The 18,196-nt window shown below is 60.4% G+C and carries 13 protein-coding genes; 8 read left to right on the top strand and 5 right to left on the bottom strand.

Annotated features, from left to right (window positions below):
• The 4 genes from CORAM0001_RS09810 to CORAM0001_RS09795 all read right to left on the bottom strand — a co-directional run.
• The coding region (locus CORAM0001_RS09810) for a DNA glycosylase AlkZ-like family protein (RefSeq protein WP_081451129.1) at positions 1-1,061 on the bottom strand (1,061 nt) is incomplete at its 3' end.
• A gap of 34 nt (positions 1,062-1,095) precedes the next feature.
• On the bottom strand, positions 1,096-3,630 hold the full coding sequence (locus CORAM0001_RS09805) for a HelD family protein (protein WP_005511728.1): 2,535 nt from the start codon (positions 3,628-3,630) through the stop codon (positions 1,096-1,098).
• 133 nt (positions 3,631-3,763) lie between these two features.
• Positions 3,764-4,633 (bottom strand): DoxX family protein, encoded by an 870-nt coding sequence (locus CORAM0001_RS09800; RefSeq protein ID WP_005511729.1) that lies wholly within the window; start codon positions 4,631-4,633, stop codon positions 3,764-3,766.
• A 166-nt stretch (positions 4,634-4,799) separates the two neighbouring features.
• Complete coding sequence (locus CORAM0001_RS09795; protein WP_005511717.1) at positions 4,800-5,507, bottom strand: MBL fold metallo-hydrolase; 708 nt, start codon at positions 5,505-5,507, stop codon at positions 4,800-4,802.
• A 139-nt stretch (positions 5,508-5,646) separates the two neighbouring features.
• On the opposite strand from CORAM0001_RS09795, the gene uvrA reads away from it, so the two are divergent.
• Positions 5,647-8,499: an excinuclease ABC subunit UvrA gene (uvrA, locus tag CORAM0001_RS09790; protein ID WP_005511731.1), complete on the top strand. Its 2,853-nt coding sequence runs from the start codon at positions 5,647-5,649 to the stop codon at positions 8,497-8,499.
• A 1-nt stretch (position 8,500) separates the two neighbouring features.
• Here the strand turns inward: uvrA and CORAM0001_RS09785 are convergent, their stop codons facing one another.
• Positions 8,501-10,846, bottom strand: a complete 2,346-nt coding sequence (locus CORAM0001_RS09785; RefSeq protein WP_005511710.1) for a DUF2339 domain-containing protein — start codon at positions 10,844-10,846, stop codon at positions 8,501-8,503.
• 415 nt (positions 10,847-11,261) lie between these two features.
• Here CORAM0001_RS09785 and infC point away from each other — a divergent pair, with 415 nt between their 5' ends.
• From infC to CORAM0001_RS09750, 7 genes are all read left to right on the top strand, one after another.
• A complete protein-coding gene (gene infC, locus CORAM0001_RS09780) occupies positions 11,262-11,813 on the top strand; it encodes a translation initiation factor IF-3 (protein WP_005511730.1) in 552 nt (183 codons plus the stop codon).
• Between the two features lie 76 nt (positions 11,814-11,889).
• On the top strand, positions 11,890-12,084 hold the full coding sequence (gene rpmI, locus CORAM0001_RS09775; protein ID WP_005511726.1) for a 50S ribosomal protein L35: 195 nt from the start codon (positions 11,890-11,892) through the stop codon (positions 12,082-12,084).
• Positions 12,085-12,161: 77 nt separating this feature from the next.
• Positions 12,162-12,545 (top strand): 50S ribosomal protein L20, encoded by a 384-nt coding sequence (rplT, locus tag CORAM0001_RS09770; RefSeq protein ID WP_005511721.1) that lies wholly within the window; start codon positions 12,162-12,164, stop codon positions 12,543-12,545.
• A 177-nt stretch (positions 12,546-12,722) separates the two neighbouring features.
• A complete protein-coding gene (locus CORAM0001_RS09765) occupies positions 12,723-13,553 on the top strand; it encodes a TrmH family RNA methyltransferase (protein ID WP_005511732.1) in 831 nt (276 codons plus the stop codon).
• Between the two features lie 98 nt (positions 13,554-13,651).
• Positions 13,652-14,701 carry a phenylalanine--tRNA ligase subunit alpha gene (pheS, locus tag CORAM0001_RS09760; RefSeq protein ID WP_005511739.1) on the top strand — a complete coding sequence of 350 codons (1,050 nt, stop codon included), beginning with the start codon at positions 13,652-13,654 and terminating at the stop codon, positions 14,699-14,701.
• Between the two features lie 32 nt (positions 14,702-14,733).
• Positions 14,734-17,226 (top strand): phenylalanine--tRNA ligase subunit beta, encoded by a 2,493-nt coding sequence (pheT, locus tag CORAM0001_RS09755; RefSeq protein ID WP_005511722.1) that lies wholly within the window; start codon positions 14,734-14,736, stop codon positions 17,224-17,226.
• A 27-nt stretch (positions 17,227-17,253) separates the two neighbouring features.
• Positions 17,254-18,090: a trypsin-like serine protease gene (locus CORAM0001_RS09750; RefSeq protein WP_005511740.1), complete on the top strand. Its 837-nt coding sequence runs from the start codon at positions 17,254-17,256 to the stop codon at positions 18,088-18,090.
• Positions 18,091-18,196: the final 106 nt, after the last annotated feature.

The raw sequence follows: 18,196 nt of genomic DNA, 5'->3' as shown, positions 1-18,196 counted from the left end.
ACAAAAGGCCAGCTAATTCCGTTTCTGGTTAAGACCTGGTTGCGAAGGGATTCAGGAAGAACTTCGGTGCGGCTGCCGTAGCCCATTAGGTACTCGTCAAAAGCGGGCAGTCGAAGCGTCAGTGAAAGCGCGGCTTCAAGCTCGGACTCAGTTACGTTCTGCTGCCATGCCGGCATGAAGTACTCATTTTGTGCGAGTTTTTCGCCGATGAATTCTGGGTCAGTTGGCGCGTCCGGAGAGGCAGAGGAATCGAGGGAGAAAGGAACTATTAAGTGGTCGATAAGCTTAAGGGCCTTTTTCGCTTGAGTTTTCGTCAGCCCCAGCCACCACGCGAAGTCAGCTACACAGATAGGTCCGCGGGAATTAACATAGCGCCAGGTAATATCGGCCAGCGTGGATTCAGCTGAGTGTTCTGTGCTGGAGTCATCTGTGGTATTTCCTGAGAGGCCGTCTTTGGACGTTACGTCGGCAAGCAGTACGAAGGTATCTTCGGCTCCTTTTCGTGGCCCTTGGACGACAGCACCTTCGCCGCCGAATGTGCGCAGTAGGTGAGGACCTCTTTGTTCCGTCGGGTCGATTCCATGATCTGCGAAAACCTCATAGGCTTCAGTCCGAGTCAGCGGGTCGGACAGACCACGTGAGCGCAATTCGGAATGAAATGCTGCCCGTGCGGTCTGCACATCATCTTGAGAAAGCCCGAGTGTCGTACGACGTCTTGCTGCCGCCTTTTCGATGCGCGGATTCGTCAACCTCATAATTGCTCCCGCGTCTTGCGCTGAAACAAAGTGCAGGGTGCCTCGTTGAGACCAACAGCGAACGATGTCGAAAGAAGAAATGGCTGCTAAAACATCGTCGGTCGTGCTGCCGCTGCGTAGGGCGATGGCATTAACACCGTTCGAATAATTCTGTCCTTGCAGAGCAACCATGCCATGCGTTGCTGATAATGCAGGCGAGTTGAGGTTTGTATTCCAATCACTGCGTGCTTGAGTTGCAGCTAACCCCTGGGCAATGAGACGGCGTGCGCGAAGTTCAGCTAGCTCGGGCAGATAGTTTTGGGACATTATGTCTCACTCATTCGGTACGGCACTATCCTCGTCATTCTAACCATTGCAGCTCCGGCAAAACGCCCGACTGCTGAGGCGTCACAACAATTAGCCCCTGGGTCGCACGAGTCAGTGCAACATACAGGTCCTGTAGCCCCTGTGGGGATTGCGCCACGATCTGGTCGGGCGCGACGACGATGACCTCGTCGAATTCCAGGCCCTTTGAGGTCGTGATGTCGTAGACCGCGCAGTTGGTGAGCTTGCCGGGGCGAGTAGCAGGTGCGGCATCGGCGGCACTAGCACCGCCAGCATCACCAGCTCCACCAGCATCACCAGCACCGACAGTGGCACTAGCAGCAGCGCCACCATCTCCACCACCGAGGAACTCCCGCACCTCCGCGCGCGTCTCGTCAAGCAACTCGGCCGGGGCGATGACCGCGACCAGGCGTTCCGGCTGCGCCACCTGCTCCACATGCGTCAGAGCCTCCGTCACGGTGCGAGCCTGGACAGGCTTGCGGCCGGTGGCGCGGATCGACTCTGGTGCCTCCAGCTCCGGATCAATCTCAGCCAGGACGCTGGCGGCAACCTCCATCACCTCAGCTGGGGTGCGGTAGTTGACGGTCAGCTCGTGGAGATGCCACCTCGAGCCGATGATGGGTTCCAGCACATCGTCCCAGGTCGCGGCACCTGCGGGGGAGCCCGTCTGAGCCACATCACCGACGAGGGTCATCCAACCATTGGGGCTGCGGCGGCGCAGCATTCGCCAGGCCATTGCGGAGAGCTCCTGAGCCTCGTCGACGATGACATGGCCGTAGGCCCACAGGCGATCCGCCGCTGCTCGTTCGGCGGTGGATCGCAGGTCGCGCTCACGGTGGCGTTCGGCCAGTGCCTCGGCATCGATGACGTCATACGCTGACAAGATCTCGGCCTCGAAGCCGTCGTCAAGATCCTGAGACGCAGAACTGGACAGGGTATCCAACGCGCCCTGTGCCTCCTCGACGCGAGCCTGCCAATCCTCTTCATCGGCCTCCGCCTCGCCGATCGGGCCAAGCAGCTCCGCCAGCTCGTCGAGAAGCGGGGCGTCGGAAGGCATCCAGTCGGTGCCTTCCGGCCGGTAGAGAGCCTCGCGAGTCAGCTCGTCGTAATCGCGGGCTGCGTAGTCGATGGCCTCGCGGGAGCTCAACAGTTCCGACAGCACCTGCTCGGGCGTGAGTGTGGGCCACAGCTCATCGAGGATGTCGGCGACTGCTCCGGATTCGTCGATTTCGTCGCGCAGGTCGGCAACGTCGGTCACGGACAGCAGGTTCTCGCCGCCCAGCGGGTCGGCGCCAATGAACTCGGCCATCTGTGCGGCCAGCAGTTCCACCACGTGATTTCGGAAAATCGGCCGGGCCAGATTGTGGGGTTTACGAGTCCTCCGCGCACGCGTCCGCGCGGCTTTCACCATCTCTGGCGTGATGGCCAGGGTGATGTTGTCGTTCCGGACCTCAAGCGGTTCCGCGGGCAGCTCCTGGTAGGCCCGCACGGCTTCGCGCAGGATAGTGAGCATCTCAATCGAGCCCTTAACTTCCTGCGCAACCAGGGGTTCGGGGTTGTGTCCGTCGATAAGCGCGTCGGAAGCGCGCACGCCGGGGTAGAGATCGGCGATGGTGGTCAGCACCACGCCCGTTTCGCCGAGGCTCGGCAGCACGCGCGAGATGTAGTCGAGGAAGGTTGTGTTCGGGCCGATGATGAGGACACCGGTTTTCGCCAGCTGATCGCGGTAGGTGTAGAGAAGCCACGCGACGCGATGCAGCGCCACCGCCGTCTTGCCCGTGCCGGGACCGCCCTGGACGACCAGGGTGCCGCGGGTGGAGTCGCGGATGATGAGGTCCTGCTCGCGCTGAATGGTCTCCACAATGCCGCGCATATGGCCGGTGCGCGCTTGATTCATGACCTCGCGCAGCACCGATTCGCCACCGACGCCAGCCTCCACTTCGGTCTCGTGTGCGCTGTCGGCTTCTTCGCCGGAGAGCCGTTCGTCGTCAATGCTGCGGACCTTCCGGCCGTGCGTGCGCAGGTGTCGACGCAGACTGACGCCCTCGGGATTCGCGGTCGTGGCCAGGTAAAACGGGCGCGCACCATCGGCACGCCAATCCATGATGACCGTGCGGTAGTCGTCGTCTTCATCGGACAGGCCGATTCGCCCGATGTATCGCTTATCGACGGTCGCCCCCGGCCCTTCCGCTGCCAAAGGATTGTCGGGGTCTGTGTCATCGATATCGATTCGACCAAAGACCAGGCCAATCTCGACTGAGCGGTAGCGGTCCAGATTAGCCTGTAGTCGGTGGTATTCCACCTCGCGTTCAACGCGGGCTTGCGGGCCTGGATCATCGATGAGCATGACCTGGCGCAGGTACCCTTGGTCGCGCTCGCGTGCCCGGTCGAGGAAGCTGAACGCGCGATCGACGTAGGCCTGTTCTGCAGCGAGGATCTTTTCTTCTTCTCGTTGTGGTGCTGAACTTGCTTGGTCCGGCAGACCTGCCTGGCCAGTGCGGCCAATGCGGCCTGTCTGGTCCTGCCCGGGCTCGGATGCGCGCGACGCCAACCTGGTCTCCTCAACGAATCGTAAAATTAGTGCTAATTGATGTGCTGAATGAATATAGAAATATGAAAACGCCCCCGCACGCGTAGTGGCGTGGGGAGCGTTTAAGTATACCGCTTTAACTGCGGCAGCAAACTTACTGCAGGCGCTTCTGCGCCTTCTTTGCAGACTTCTTGGCCTCCTTGGAAGCCTTGGCTGCGCGCTTGCGCAGTTCCTTGCGCTGCTTGCGGGTGTCCTTCTTGAGGTCCTTGCCCAGGTCCTCGGCGTAGTCGCGAGCGTCCTCAGCGAGCTCGGTAGCCTTGGAAATCCAGTCGTCCTTGTTGTCCTCGACGTAGCTCTTAGCGGTGTCGAAGGCGCCGGTGAGCTGCTCGCGCCAGCCGTCCTTGTTCTCCTCGACGTATTCACGAGCCCCATCGGTGGCCTCAGAAGCGCGGTCGCGGAGCAGGCCGGCCTTTTCGCGGACGTTCTCGCCGGCGGAAGCGAAGGCTGCGCTGATTTCCTCAGTGCGCTGCTCGGTTTCAGACTTGGTCGGCAGGGCAGCCTGAACCTTCTTGTTCAGCTGCTTGCCGGCCTTCTCAGCGCGCCAAGCGACACCCGGCTTGCCGTCGGTGTCAGCAGTAGCCAGGAAGAGGCCACCCAGCAAACCGATGTCGGTCAGGAAACCAGTGCGGCGAGCTGCCTTCTCCTTCGAGTCCTGGGTCTCCCAGAATGCGTGGCGAGCCAGCATCGTCGGAACTTGTGCAGCGACCAGAGCGGTGGCGGACAGGCGCGGAGCCTTGCCCAGGGCGTAGAGGGAGCCAGCGGCAACCTTGGTGCCGGCAATCGCCTGGATGACCGTCTTCTCACTGCGCGGCACGTACTTGTTGTACTGGTTCGGGGTTACGGAGCGGACGCGGGCAATCAGGTCGCGTGCGCCCTCTTCATGATCCTTCTGGTTCATCAGCGTGTCGACACCGTCGGCAACGAAAACCGAGGCCAGCATTGGTCGGGCAAACTTGCGAATCATCTAAATTCCATCTCCTTTGTCGTCCAGGTGAAACCGTGTTTTTGGCCATCTGGTCGCTGTAATTCACTATTAATCCTACGCAGCTCGGCCTATTTATGTCGCGGGAATGACGAGTTTTTAAGAAGCTGCGACTGCATCCAGCGCTACCAACCATGCTCATCCAGCGCTACCAACCACGCTGGCGCCAGCTCTCCACCTCGGGGCTCTCGACACCAACTGTGGTGTCTTTGCCGTGGCCGGGGTGAATCACCGAGTCGGCGGGGTAGACGTGGAAGACACGGCTCTCGACATCGTCGATAAGCTGCGAAAAATCCTCGGGGGAGTACGTTTTGCCGACACCGCCTGGGAAGATGCTGTCACCGACGAAGAGGTGGTGTGGCGGGGTGTCGTCGGAAAGCGCGCCGGCTGCCTTGGCGGACAAGTCGAGGCAGAGGCCGCCCTTGGTGTGTCCGCGCAGGATGAACGTGGGCAGCGTGATGCCCTGGCCGAACGTGATGGTTTCGCCGCCGTCGAGCTGCTGGTCGGCGGGCTTGGGAATGTCGGCAGCGTCGAGGCTGGAGGTGATGTGGCGGGCCGGGAATGCCTGCAGGAGCTCGCCGAGCGCCTGGACGTGATCGCCGTGGGAGTGCGTGGTGACAATCGTGCGCACCTGCGCGCCGACGTGCTCAACCAGGCGGATTAGGTGCTCGGCGTCGGTGGCGGCGTCGATAAGTAGAGAATTGTCGGGCTCGCGGGAGTCGACTAAAAGGTAGACGTTGTTGTCCATCGGCCCGACGGAGGTCTTATAAATAGTGACATTGCCGTAGTCAATGCGCTCAACGCCGCGTGTGCTCGGAGAGTTGGAGTAGGGGCTGATTGTAATGTCGTCTTTCATGCGCCCCAGGATAATGAGGTGCCTGTCGGCGCGCTAGGAACGCCGCTTAACGACGAGCTTCTGAACACATGTGCGAAAAATTGGCTATGGGCTGTAGACTAGTCGGCAGTGAATCGTCGACGAATTGAGGTTTCCCACTGTGGCTGAACGTCTAGTGGTCAGAGGCGCCCGCGAGCATAACCTGCAGGGTGTTGACATCGATTTGCCCAGAGACAAGATGGTGGTTTTCACCGGTCTGTCGGGGTCGGGTAAATCGTCACTGGCATTTGACACAATTTTCGCCGAGGGCCAGCGCCGCTACGTGGAGTCGCTGAGCTCCTATGCGCGCATGTTCCTGGGGCAGATGGAAAAGCCCGATGTAGAGATGATTGAGGGGCTCTCGCCGGCGGTGTCGATCGACCAGAAGTCGACGAACCGCAACCCGCGCTCGACCGTCGGAACCATCACTGAAGTGTATGACTACCTGCGTCTGCTTTACGCGCGCACCGGTACTCCGCACTGTCCGACCTGTGGGGAAGTAATCTCCTCACAAACTCCACAGCAGATTGTCGATCAGGTCATGGAGATGCCGGAGGGCACCAAGTTCCAGGTCCTCGCACCCGTCGTGCGTACGCGCAAGGGCGAGTTCGTCGACCTGTTTGAACGCCTCGCATCTGAGGGCTACGCGCGTGTCATTGTCGACGGTGAAATGCATCGCCTGACTGACCCGCCGAAGCTGAAGAAGCAGGTCAAGCATGACATTGACGTGGTCATTGACCGTCTCCAGGTGAAGGAGTCGCAGCAGCGCAGGCTCACCGATTCCGTCGAAACGGCGCTTCTGCTTGCCGACGGCGTCGTGGTCATCGACGCCGTCGGGCTAGAGGCGGACGACCCGCGTCGAACCCAGCGGTTCTCGGAGAAGATGGCCTGCCCGAATGGGCACCGCATTGCTATCGATGAGTTGGAACCGCGGTCGTTTTCCTTTAACTCGCCTTATGGTGCGTGCCCGGAGTGTGACGGCATCGGCACCAAGCTGGAGGTGGACACGGACCTGGTCATTCCAGATCCGTCGCTGCCGACGATTGAGGCGATTGCTCCGTGGCGGCAGACGCTGAACAAGAAGTACTTTGAAAAACTGGTCGAGGGGCTCGCCACCGAGATGGGCTTCGACCCGACCACGCCTTTTGAGGAACTTACAGCGCCGCAGCGCAAGGCCTTGCTACATGGTTCCAGCCACAAGGTCACGGTGCGGTACCGCAATCGGTACGGCCGTACTCGCCAGTACACCGCGCCGTTTGAAGGCGTGATGCCGTACCTGCACCGCAAGCTGTCACAGGCGGAGAGTGAGTCGCAGAAGGATCGCTTCCAGGGGTATATGCGTGAGGTGCCGTGCCCGGCATGTAGCGGTACTCGTCTACGTCCGGAGATTCTTTCGGTGACGTTGGATTCGGCGGAGTTCGGGCAGAAGAATATTGCCGAGCTGACAGAGCTATCGGTTCACGATGGCTCGGCATTCCTGAACTCGCTGACTTTGGGCAAGCGCGAGGAAATGATTGCCGGGCGTGTTCTGCGTGAGGTGCAGGCTCGTCTGAAGTTCCTGCTGGATGTGGGCCTGGATTATCTGTCCCTGTCTCGTTCGGCGGGCACGCTGTCCGGTGGTGAAGCGCAGCGAATTCGTCTGGCCACTCAGATCGGCTCGGGGCTCGCCGGTGTGCTCTATGTCCTGGATGAGCCGTCGATTGGTCTTCACCAGCGCGATAACAATCGTCTAATCAAAACTCTGAAAAACCTGCGCGACCTGGGCAATACCCTGATCGTGGTCGAGCATGATGAGGACACGATTCGCGAGGCCGATTGGCTGGTGGACATTGGGCCAAAGGCCGGTGAATACGGTGGACAGATCGTCTACCAGGGGGAGCCGTCTGGCATCGTTGACTGCGAGGAATCACTGACAGGTGCGTATCTCTCGGGTCGCCGGGTGTTGGCAGTACCGGAGAACCGTCGTGCGATTGATAAGTCGCGCATGGTGACGGTCAAGGGCGCTCGCGAAAACAACCTGAAGAAGATTGACGTGAACTTCCCTCTCGGTGTGCTGACCTGTGTCACGGGTGTTTCCGGTTCAGGCAAGTCGACCTTGGTCAACGAAATCCTGGCCAAGGTGATGAGCAACGAGCTCAACGGTGCTCGCCAGGTGCCGGGACGTCACAGCCGCGTGGAGGGGCTGGATCAGCTGGACAAGCTAGTGCAGGTTGATCAGTCACCGATTGGTCGCACCCCGCGTTCCAACCCAGCGACATACACTGGTGTGTTCGACAAGATCCGCAACCTCTTCGCAGAGACCCAAGAGGCCAAGGTCCGTGGCTATAAGCCCGGTCGCTTCAGCTTCAACGTCAAGGGCGGTCGCTGTGAGGCGTGTAAGGGCGACGGCACCATCAAAATTGAGATGAACTTCCTGCCAGACGTCTATGTGCCTTGCGAGGTCTGCCATGGCGCGCGCTACAACCGTGAGACGCTGGAGGTCAGCTACAAGGGCAAGACCATCGCTGAGGTGCTGGACATGCCCATCTCCGAGGCAGCGGAGTTCTTCGAGCCGATTCAGTCGATTGCGCGTTACCTCAATACGCTTGTCGACGTCGGCCTGGGCTATGTCCGTCTCGGGCAGGCGGCAACCACGCTCTCGGGTGGTGAGGCTCAGCGCGTGAAGCTGGCCAGCGAGCTGCAGAAGCGCTCCAATGGCCGGACGGTGTACATCTTGGATGAGCCGACCACGGGTCTGCATTTTGAGGACATCCGCAAGCTCATGTTGGTGTTGCAGGGGCTGGTGGACAAGGGCAATACCGTCATTGTCATTGAGCACAATTTGGATGTCATCAAGTCTGCGGATTGGATCATCGACATGGGGCCGGAAGGCGGCTCCGGCGGTGGCACCGTGGTTGTAGAGGGCACGCCGGAGGATGTCGCGAACTGTTCCGGTTCCCACACCGGGCAGTACCTGAAGCCGCTGCTTAAGTAGCTTAAGTAGTCGGCTCGTTTCCGTCGGAAATTCCAGGACCGTCGGTGTCGGCGCGAGTGACGCCTTCCTGTCTGTCAGCAGCGGGGTCGGCATCTGTTGCGCCGCTAGCGCCGGCAGTGGTGGCATCGGCACGAGCAGCGTCAGAATCGCTGACGGTGCCGTCCCGGTCCGGTGCTGCTGAATCCTCTGCATTCTTTTGCTTCGCCCCGGAAACCGCCATGGCCAGCAGAATCAGACCACAACCGAGGAATGCCAAGGCGCGGATAACGCCATCTAGTGTGGCCATGTCGTAGAAGATCAGCTTGACGATAGACAGCGCCGCAATGGTCAAGCCCGCCGCCAGCCGTGCCGGAATGTGGTGGAACCTCTTCGACAGCACCAGCATGCCGGCAATCGTGGCCCAGAAAATGCTCAGCAACATGTGTGCGGCGTTGAAGCTCACGCCAATAGTTGTGAGCAGCACGATAAATGGCATACCCAGCGCAGCCAGGCCAATCAGCGCAAACGCTGGCGGCAGCTGCGACCTCGCTGCCGCCACTGCCAGACCGATATCGGCGCACAGCAGGAACAGCAGTGAAAGTGACTCTGTCAAGCTCGCCGGGTAGTCGGTCGCAACCCCCGCATTCAAAGCCGAGGGCAGGATGTAGAGGTGTGCCACCGTTGCGCAAAGAAGCCAGGTAAGCGCAGCAATCTTTGCATACGGCGCAACGGCATCCCGAGTTGGCTCAGGAGCCTGTAGTCGTGCGCCAATCGCGCCGTGCTTCGGTGCCGTGGCCAGCGCCCAGACAAAGAGTGCGGCACCGATGGCAACCGGGATGAGGCCCCAGGTCTGATTTCCGGTACCGGCTCCCTCAGCACCCTCCGGGCCCGTCGCCGCGAGCGCGAGCCAGGGAAGAACTGCTGTGGCCAAGGCCATTGGGGCGAGATAGCGGAAGATGTCACGATTCCAGAGGAACACTGCAGCAATCCCAATGAACAGCACGAACCCGCCGTAGAACAGCAACCAGAGGCTGGATGTGGACTGTGTTGCGTTGACCGTTGGGACTGCAGCTACAACCGGAGTCGAGAAGGCAACTATTGACGTGACGGTGAACAGATCGTCTTCCAAAGTGGTGGTTTCCGAAGGCTCGTCGTCAAGCTTGGGCGTGAATTGGTGCGCCAACGCCAGTGGACCGAACTGGGCGAACACGAAGAGAGCAATGGTGAGTGCGGCGATTGCAGGCATCACCAGTGCATTGTTGGTAGTGATCACGCCGATGAGAACGTTTGCGCCGAGCAGGAATGCGACTACGTACTTCTGGAAGGGGATGTTCAAGAAGCAAGAGATAGCGGCGATAATCATCAGTTGAAGGGTGATTTGCGCGAGTGAGGAGCTCAGCGGTTGGGCGTGGAAGTCAAGGCCGATTAACGCCCACAGCATTAAACCGGTGTTGATTGTGATTGTCCACGCCGCGGTTGCGCTCGACTTTGTCCACCGTGCGCCGTATAGGCCGACGGCGGCGAAAGGCAACATGATGACCAGCGTCGCCGCCACCGGAATCCAGTCGAGGAGGTAGGACATCGACATCGTCGTCAGGTGGGCGGCGGCTAGTGATGTCGCAATCAACGCCGTCACGCCAGCAGGCGGTGCTTGACGACGGTGCGCTCGCACAGCCGCGACCGCGAGCACGGCGGCCAACAAGTAAGCCAGGACCACACGACCGGCCGGTCCAATCAAGCCGGATTGGATTGCGACCGCGACGAAAAACGCGATACCGGCAGCGGTAATGAGACCACCGAAGATGGCAATGATTCTGATGATTGCCTTCTCGTTGCGCCACCAGGGCTCGCGAGGTTCGCGCGGTTCGCTCGGTGCCTCTGGCAGCTTCGGCGGCGGGGTGGGGTCTGTGGGAGAAGACCGTGGTGAGGGAGGAGATTGCGGCGGCTTTGAATCCCGCCGCCATTGGTGGGCAGAGGGGAAGCCAAACATCGGCTGCGCAGTTGCGTCGCTCTGTGGCAGGGGAGCTGGTTGATTCCGCCAGTCCGCTTGGGTTGGCGGTGGTGGCACCTGCATCTGCTGAGGCTGCTGGGGATACTGCGGTACGGCCGGTGCCTGCTCAGCCTGCGGTTCCCAGCGGGGAGGAGGCGCCTGCTCGCTTGTCTGGGAAAGGCGCACCTGCCAAGTACGGGTGAGCTGAGCCAGCCGAAGCGAGCTGGCCTCCAAATCTGCCAGAGCATGGGAAAGCTCTGAGACGGAGTCGCCGGTCAGGACAAAATCGCCGGCCGGAGGCTTGTCGTATCGGGCGGAATGCTGATTAGGATTGGTGTTCTCGGCTTTAGGGCCAAAGCCGTTGGAGCCAGTATTCATGGTGACGACTTTAATCGTGTTTGGCCTAAAAACTATGGAGAGAATCTACCAATCTGGTTACAATTCTGATTGCGCTTTTTAACACTCGGCAGTGCGCCGGGGGAGCTGATGGTGAATAACCTGGTGTAAGAGTCGGTTTTGGTATGCGAGAACGCTTGTGTTAACATCTCGTCTACGACCGCCAGAATGTGACGCTTCTTGCTGCCTTCGGGGAGCATTTAGTTGCATTCGGCAGCGAAGAGGATTTAAGTCCCACCCTAGGTGCGCCAAAGAATTACGGTAGCGCCGGGGTCCACCCTAATCGGTGATGTCACATCGCACGATTGGAAGGCGTCCTTATACAGTGTGTAGTAATCCGCTGTAGACGCGTGGCTTTTCTTCCTTTCCCGCTTGCTATCGCGGTTTGAAACGAAGATTGTTCAGGTTCAACCTAGGAGGCCACATCAGCGCTGAAGCTCGTATTAACGAGGATATTCGAGTACCGGAAGTCCGCCTTGTAGGACCGAATGGTGAGCAGGTGGGCGTTGTCCGCACCGGTGACGCACTCAAGCTCGCTTACGAAGCAGACCTTGACCTGGTTGAGGTTGCTCCGCGAGCAAAGCCGCCGGTCGCCAAGATTATGGACTACGGCAAGTTCAAGTACGAACAAGCCCAGAAGGCACGCGAGGCTCGAAAGAACCAGCAGCAGACTGTGGTCAAGGAGCAGAAGTTCCGTCCGAAGATTGATGACCACGACTACGAAACCAAGAAGAACAACGTTGTTCGTTTCTTGGAGAAGGGTTCGAAGGTCAAGGTCACGATTATGTTCCGTGGCCGTGAACAGTCTCGTCCAGAACTGGGATTCCGCCTGTTGGAGCGTCTGGCCGCCGATGTCGAAGAGTACGGCACCGTCGAGTCTCGCCCGAAGCAGGACGGTCGCAACATGACTATGGTCCTGGGGCCGGTTCGGAATAAGGGTAAGAAGTAACCGACCTGACCAGAAATGGTTGTAAACGAGATTTTTGCGCCACGAGCGTCAAAGATCGGTAGGGGAGAGTTTTAACATGAAGCAGAAGACCCACAAGGGCACCGCAAAGCGCATCAAGGTTACCGGTTCCGGCAAGCTGCGCCGCGAGCAGGCTAACCGCCGCCACCTCCTGGAGGGCAAGCCGTCCACTCGTACCCGTCGCCTGAAGGGCACTACGGACGTTGCTAAGTCGGACGTCAAGCGCGTCAAGCGTCTGCTGGGCAAGGCTTAATTTTTCAAGTCTCGTCCCAGGGCAATCGCCCTCTTAATTTCACTAGTTCTTAAAGACAACGAAAAGGAAGTATCACCGTGGCACGTGTGAAGCGGTCTGTTAACGCTAAGAAGAAGCGTCGCGAAGTTCTCGATTCCGCAAAGGGCTACCGTGGTCAGCGCTCTCGCCTGTACCGCAAGGCCAAGGAGCAGATGCTCCACTCCAAGACTTACGAGTTCCGCGATCGCCGCCACCGTAAGGGTCAGTTCCGTCGTCTGTGGATTCAGCGCATCAACGCTGCTGCCCGCGCTAACGACATCACCTACAACCGCTTCGTCCAGGGCCTGAACCTGGCTGGCGTTGAGGTTGACCGTAAGAACCTGGCTGAGCTGGCTGTCAACGACCCGCAGGCATTCGCTGCTCTGGTCAAGGTCGCTAAGGACGCTCTGCCGGAGGACGTCAACGCTCCTGCTGCTAAGTAAAGCAGCTACGAGGTAACTCGTACGTAGCGTCGGCAAGCGTCTGCGACTGGCAGTGCGGTCTTGCCAACATCTTTGAAAAACCACCGTCGATTGGGTTAACGAATAACCTCGGCGGTGGTTTTTCGTATCCGCGCTGGCAGTTATGAATCCCGAGCCGCATCACTAGGATTAATCACTATGAACTCTGCGCTGTACTTCAACGACGAGCCGTTTACTCCTCGCACTCCGCGTGTCTCGGCGGCTATTCAGCTCCACCGTGCGGCCAAGCGGAAGAAGGCCGGGCGCTTCCTCGTCGAGGGCTTCAATTCCGTCGATGCGGCTATCCGCGCAGAGGCTGTCGTGGAAATCTTCGTCACGGCACCCGCCGCCGAGCAGTTCTGCGAGCTGCTCACTGGGTATCTCGAATCTGGGACGCAGCGCAAGTCTGTTTCGCTTATCGACGACTCCGCCGCCCGCTCATTAAGCGAAACCGTCACCACTACCGGGCTTTTCGCCGTCTGCGACACAGGTGCGGTGTCCACTTCGTTGGAGGAGGCCATTGAGGTTGGAAAGCAGTCCGGTTGTCTGGTGATTCCGGTGGAGTGCAATGACCCGGGCAATGTGGGCACGATTGTGCGCATGACTGATGCCCTCGGTGCTGGTGCGGTGATCCTTGCTGGCGATTCGGTTGACCCTTTGAACTCGAAGGCCGTGCGTTCCTCTGCGGGGTCTGTGTTTCATACACCGGTCGCACGCGAGCGCGATATCGATGTCGTTGTGGAGAGAGTCAGGGAAGCGGGCTTTACCACCCTCGCTACGGCGATGGATGGCGCTCTCACGCTCGGTGTTGATGCGCTTCCCGACGGTCCCGTCGCCTGGCTTTTCGGTAACGAGGCACATGGCCTGTCGGAGGAGATTACGGCCTCGGCGGGGGCGAGTGTGGCCATCCCGATTAAGGGCGAGGCGGAGTCGTTGAACCTCGCCACCGCAGCGGCTATGTGCCTGTGGGAGACAGTTCGGGGTAACTAGGAAACCTCGATGGTGAGGTGCGTGCACGTGTGCAGTTATCCTCGACTATGATTGTTCCATCACAAGAACTGATAGTCCTATATAGAAGTGGTTGACACGTGAGCGATTCGCCAAATCCTATCGATCTTTCCGAGGACGCCCTCCAGGCGGCTGCGCAGAAGGCCACGGATGCCTTTGACACTGCCGGCAACCTGGATGAGCTTTCTGCCGCCCGTCGTGAGCACTTGGGGGATGAAGGTTACATTCCGCAGGCTCGCCGCGCGTTGGGCTCCATTCCGAAGGCTGAGCGCAAGGATGCTGGTCGTCGCGTGAATGTTGTTCGCGGAGCCGTCGAGAAGCACTATGCAGAGCGTCTTGCAGTGCTGGAGGAAGAGGAAAACGCGCGCCGTCTGGTCGCGGAGCGTATCGACGTGTCGGTGGACACCACGCGAGGCCAGCGTGGTGGTATGCACCCAATTACTATCCTGTCCGAGCAGATCGGTGACATCTTCGTGGGCATGGGTTGGGAAGTTGCCGAGGGCCCGGAGGTCGAAGCCGAGTACTTCAACTTTGACGCGCTGAACTTCCTGCCGGATCACCCGGCTCGTACCCTGCAGGATACTTTCCACATTGCGCCGGAAGGATCCAAGCAGGTGCTGCGTACGCACACCTCTCCGGTTCAGGTTCGTACTCTGCAGTCGCGTGACCTGCCAATTTACGTTATCTGCCCGGGGCGTACCTTCCGTACCGATGAGCTCGATGCCACCCACACCCCGGTCTTCCACCAGGTCGAGGGGCTCGCTGTGGACAAGGGTCTGACCATGGGCCACCTGCGCGGAACGTTGGATCACATGGCTAAGGCCCTGTTCGGTCCGGAGACCAAAACCCGCATGCGCACTAACTACTTCCCGTTCACGGAGCCGTCCGCTGAGGTTGACGTCTGGTTCCCGAATAAGAAAGGCGGCGCTGGCTGGATCGAGTGGGGCGGCTGCGGCATGGTGAACCCGAACGTGCTGCGGGCCTCCGGCATTGACCCGGAGGTGTACTCGGGCTTCGCGTTCGGCATGGGCCTGGAGCGCACCCTGCAGTTCCGCAACGGTCTGACCGACATGCGCGACATGGTCGAAGGCGACGTTCGCTTCACGCAGCCGTTCGGTATCCGCGGCTAATTCACTGACCTACAGATAGGAGTTTTACTTACATGTTCATTCCACAGTCGTGGGTCACTGAAATCGTTCGCGGCCCAGAGAACACCATCAACCCGGACTGGTCCGTCACCCCGGACGAGCTGGATGAGGGCTTTGTCCGCGTTGGTTTTGAAACCGAGGGACACGAGCCGCTGGAGAAGATCGAGGGCCCGCTGGTTTTCGGTCGTGTCGACCACATTGAGGAGCTCGAGGGCTTCAAGAAGCCAATTCGCTTCTGCCAGGTCAACGTCGGCGATGCCAATGGCACCGGCGAACTGCAGGAGATTATCTGTGGTGCCCGCAACTTCGAAGAGGGCTCGATTGTCGTCGTCGCACTGCCGGGCTGCGTGCTGCCGGGTGGTTTCGAGATTTCCGCGCGTAAGACCTACGGCAAGATTTCCAACGGCATGCTCTGCTCCGAGGCTGAGCTGGGCATGACCGATTCCTCCGCAGGCATTCTGACGCTCCCGTCGGCTCCGGCTGAGCTGGGTTCGTGCGCCAAGGAGTTCATCGGTCTCGATGAGGAGAAGTTCGAGGTCAACATCACTCCGGACCGCGGTTATGCGCTGTCGGCCCGCGGTCTTGGCCGCGAGATCTGCTCCGCATTCAACCTCGACTTCGCCGATCCAGCCAAGGTCAAGGAGCTACCGGTCGAAGGTGAGATCCTGGATGTCACCATCGACGAGGACACCGACACCCGCCGCTTTGGTCTGCGCCGTGTCACCGGCATCAATCCGAACGCCGAGACCCCATGGTGGATGCGCCGCCGCCTGCTGCTGGCTGGTCAGCGTCCGGTCAACGTGGCCACGGACGTCACCAACTACGTGATGCTGCTGCTCGGTCAGCCGATGCACGCCTTCGATGGCTCCAAGATCGCTGGTGGCCTGCACATCCGTAACGCTAAGGCCGGCGAGACTCTGACGACTCTCGACCACGTGGACCGCAAGCTCGACCCGGCGGACGTCGTCATCTGCGACGACAACGGTATTCAGTCGCTGGCCGGCATCATGGGCGGACTTACCTCCGAGATTGCCGACGACACCACCGATGTGGTCCTCGAGGCCGCCAACTGGTCGCCGCTGCACGTCTTCCGTAGTGGTCGCCGCCACAAGCTGAGCTCCGAGGCTTCACGACGTTTCGAGCGCGGCGTCGACACCGCTCTTGTCGAGCCGGCTCTGGACTTGGCCTGCCAGCTGCTCGCTGACATCGCCGGCGGCACTATCGACACTGGTCGCACCCTGCTCGGCGAGGTTGCCACCATGCCGACTATTGACTTTGCCGTCAACCGCGCCAGCGAAATTGCGGGCGTTGATTACCCGCGTGAAACCGTCATTGGTCGCCTGCGCGAGGTCGGTTGCGAGGTCGTTGACAACGGTGACCGCCTGGCTGTCACTCCGCCAACCTGGCGCTCGGACCTGACCATGTCCGCTGACCTGGTTGAGGAAATCCTGCGACTGGAGGGTCTGGAAGACATTCCGGTTATCCTTCCAATCGCTCCGGCCGGCCGCGGTCTGACCGAGCGCCAGCTGCGCCGTCGCTTCGTCGGTCACGCGCTGGCCCACAATGGCTACCTGGAGATTCTGCCGACACCGTTCATTGCCAACGATGTGTTCGACGTCTGGGGCCTGGACGCTGATGACCCGCGTCGTAACACCGTCAAGGTCATCAACCCGTTGGAGTCCGACCACGCTCAGCTGGGCACGACTCTGCTGCCGTCCATGCTGGAGTCGCTGAAGCGCAATGTTGCTCGCGGCCAGGTCGACCTGTCGCTCTACGGTGTGGAGCAGGTATCCATCGAGCGCGGTAACGGTGTCTCGCCGATGCCGTCGACTGCCGGCTTGCCGAGCGAGGCCGAGCGCGCTGAGCTTTTGGACTCGCTGCCGGAGCAGCCACTGCACGTCGCCACTGTCGCCTGTGGGCGTATCCGCCTGGATAGCCCGTGGGGTGATGAGGCCGCGTACACCGTCGCCGATGCCATCGAAGCCGCGCGCATTGTTGCCCGCGCCGCCAACGTCGAGCTGGAGATCCGTAACGCTGAGGTGCTGCCGTGGCACCCGGGCCGCTGCGCTGAGCTGCTTGTCGACGGTCACGTCGTCGGCCACGCCGGTGAGCTGCACCCGAAGGTGTGCAAGGATGCTGGTCTGCCGGAGCGGACCTGCGCTATGGAGATCAATCTCGATGCACTGCCAGTGACGGAGCACCTGCCGGCGCCGGTACTCAGCCCGTTCCCGGCTGTCCACCAGGATGTCGCGCTTGTTGTCAGCGATGAGGTCTCAGCCGCAGAGGTGGAGAAGACTCTGGTGGAGGGTGCCGGTGAGCTCCTCGAATCCATCCGTATCTTCGACGTTTACCGTTCCGAGCAGATGGGTGAAGGCGTTCGCTCACTGGCGTACTCCCTGCGTTTCCGCGCACCGGACCGTACGCTGAAGGAAGAGGAAGCTTCCGCAGCTCGTGAGGCGGCCATTGATCTGGCCACCACCCGTCACGGCGCTCAGCTGCGCGGCTAAAAGGGGAGACCCCAGGGAGAGATACCCATGATTGGCATCTTGCGGCACCGCGACAACAGGCTGAATAGCGCAGAGGCACGAGAGCAGCGCGTTGGAGCGCGCGCTGTGAGCAGCCCGAAGCCTGCGGCGACCGTGGCTGCAGCTGCTGTCACAGCAGGTCTATGGCTCACCGGCGCGCCGAGTGCGGTTGCGCTGGTTGGCGGGGAGGCTGCTGCGCCTAGTGTGGCGGCGGACTCCGTGGTGTCGGTCATGGTCCGGACCAGTCCCCATACCGGAAACTTTTGCACGGGAACTGCAATCGCCCCGCAGTGGGTAATGACCGCGGCTCACTGCGTGCGTGATGTCCCGCAGCAGGTTGGGGAAGTCGAGGTCGGTTTCGGCCCGGATGCCCGGCGTGTACCGATTGATAGCTGGGAGATTGCGCTCACCGGTGACGTAGCGCTTGTTCACCTTGCGGATGATGCAGCTCTTCCGGAGTATCCCGCAATGGAACGTCGTCAAGCGTTTTCGGAGCAAGAAACGGCAGGCACGGTCTATGGACGCTCGCTGCTCGGCGATGTTGCGGATGGCTCGCTGCCGTCGGCGACCGTCACCGCGTCGATGTGTCCGGTGAAGTATCAACAGTGCGTGCGGGAAGACTCCGTGTTGGCGCGTATGGAGCGCCCCGCGGCGTTGCAGGTGGGCGATTCGGGCGGACCGCTCTTTATCGACGGCCAGCTAGCGGCGGTGTTCTCGGGCGCGGTGGCTTTTGATGGCAGCGTCGCACCGGAGGAGTCGGGTTACTATCTTTACACCACGACGTCATCGGTGGCGCAGTGGGCGGATGGCGTGATGAGCCAGGAGCCAAGCGTCGTAGTTGAATAGTCCGGCGTTGAGTGATCCGGCGTACTGATTGAATGACCGGCGTGCTCGGTGAAGGAAGAGTATGTGCCGACGACGGCGTTATATTCATAATTCACTCAAGTCTCAT

Origin of the sequence: Corynebacterium amycolatum SK46 (assembly GCF_000173655.1) — a bacterium.
Classification (GTDB): domain Bacteria; phylum Actinomycetota; class Actinomycetes; order Mycobacteriales; family Mycobacteriaceae; genus Corynebacterium; species Corynebacterium amycolatum_A.
Note: the sequence above shows the minus strand (reverse complement) of the source record. Positions and strands in the feature narration are given on the sequence as shown.

Bases quoted from the DNA above. Each gene is read 5' to 3' on its own strand.
- CORAM0001_RS09800 (WP_005511729.1), bottom strand. From the start codon at position 4,633: ATGATTCGCAAGTTTGCCCGACCAATGCTGGCCTCGGTTTTCGTTGCC.
- CORAM0001_RS09795 (WP_005511717.1), bottom strand. From the start codon at position 5,507: ATGAAAGACGACATTACAATCAGCCCCTACTCCAACTCTCCGAGCACA.
- CORAM0001_RS09785 (WP_005511710.1), bottom strand. From the start codon at position 10,846: ATGAATACTGGCTCCAACGGCTTTGGCCCTAAAGCCGAGAACACCAAT.
- rpmI (WP_005511726.1), top strand. From the start codon at position 11,890: ATGAAGCAGAAGACCCACAAGGGCACCGCAAAGCGCATCAAGGTTACC.
- CORAM0001_RS09765 (WP_005511732.1), top strand. From the start codon at position 12,723: ATGAACTCTGCGCTGTACTTCAACGACGAGCCGTTTACTCCTCGCACT.
- pheT (WP_005511722.1), top strand. From the start codon at position 14,734: ATGTTCATTCCACAGTCGTGGGTCACTGAAATCGTTCGCGGCCCAGAG.
- CORAM0001_RS09750 (WP_005511740.1), top strand. From the start codon at position 17,254: ATGATTGGCATCTTGCGGCACCGCGACAACAGGCTGAATAGCGCAGAG.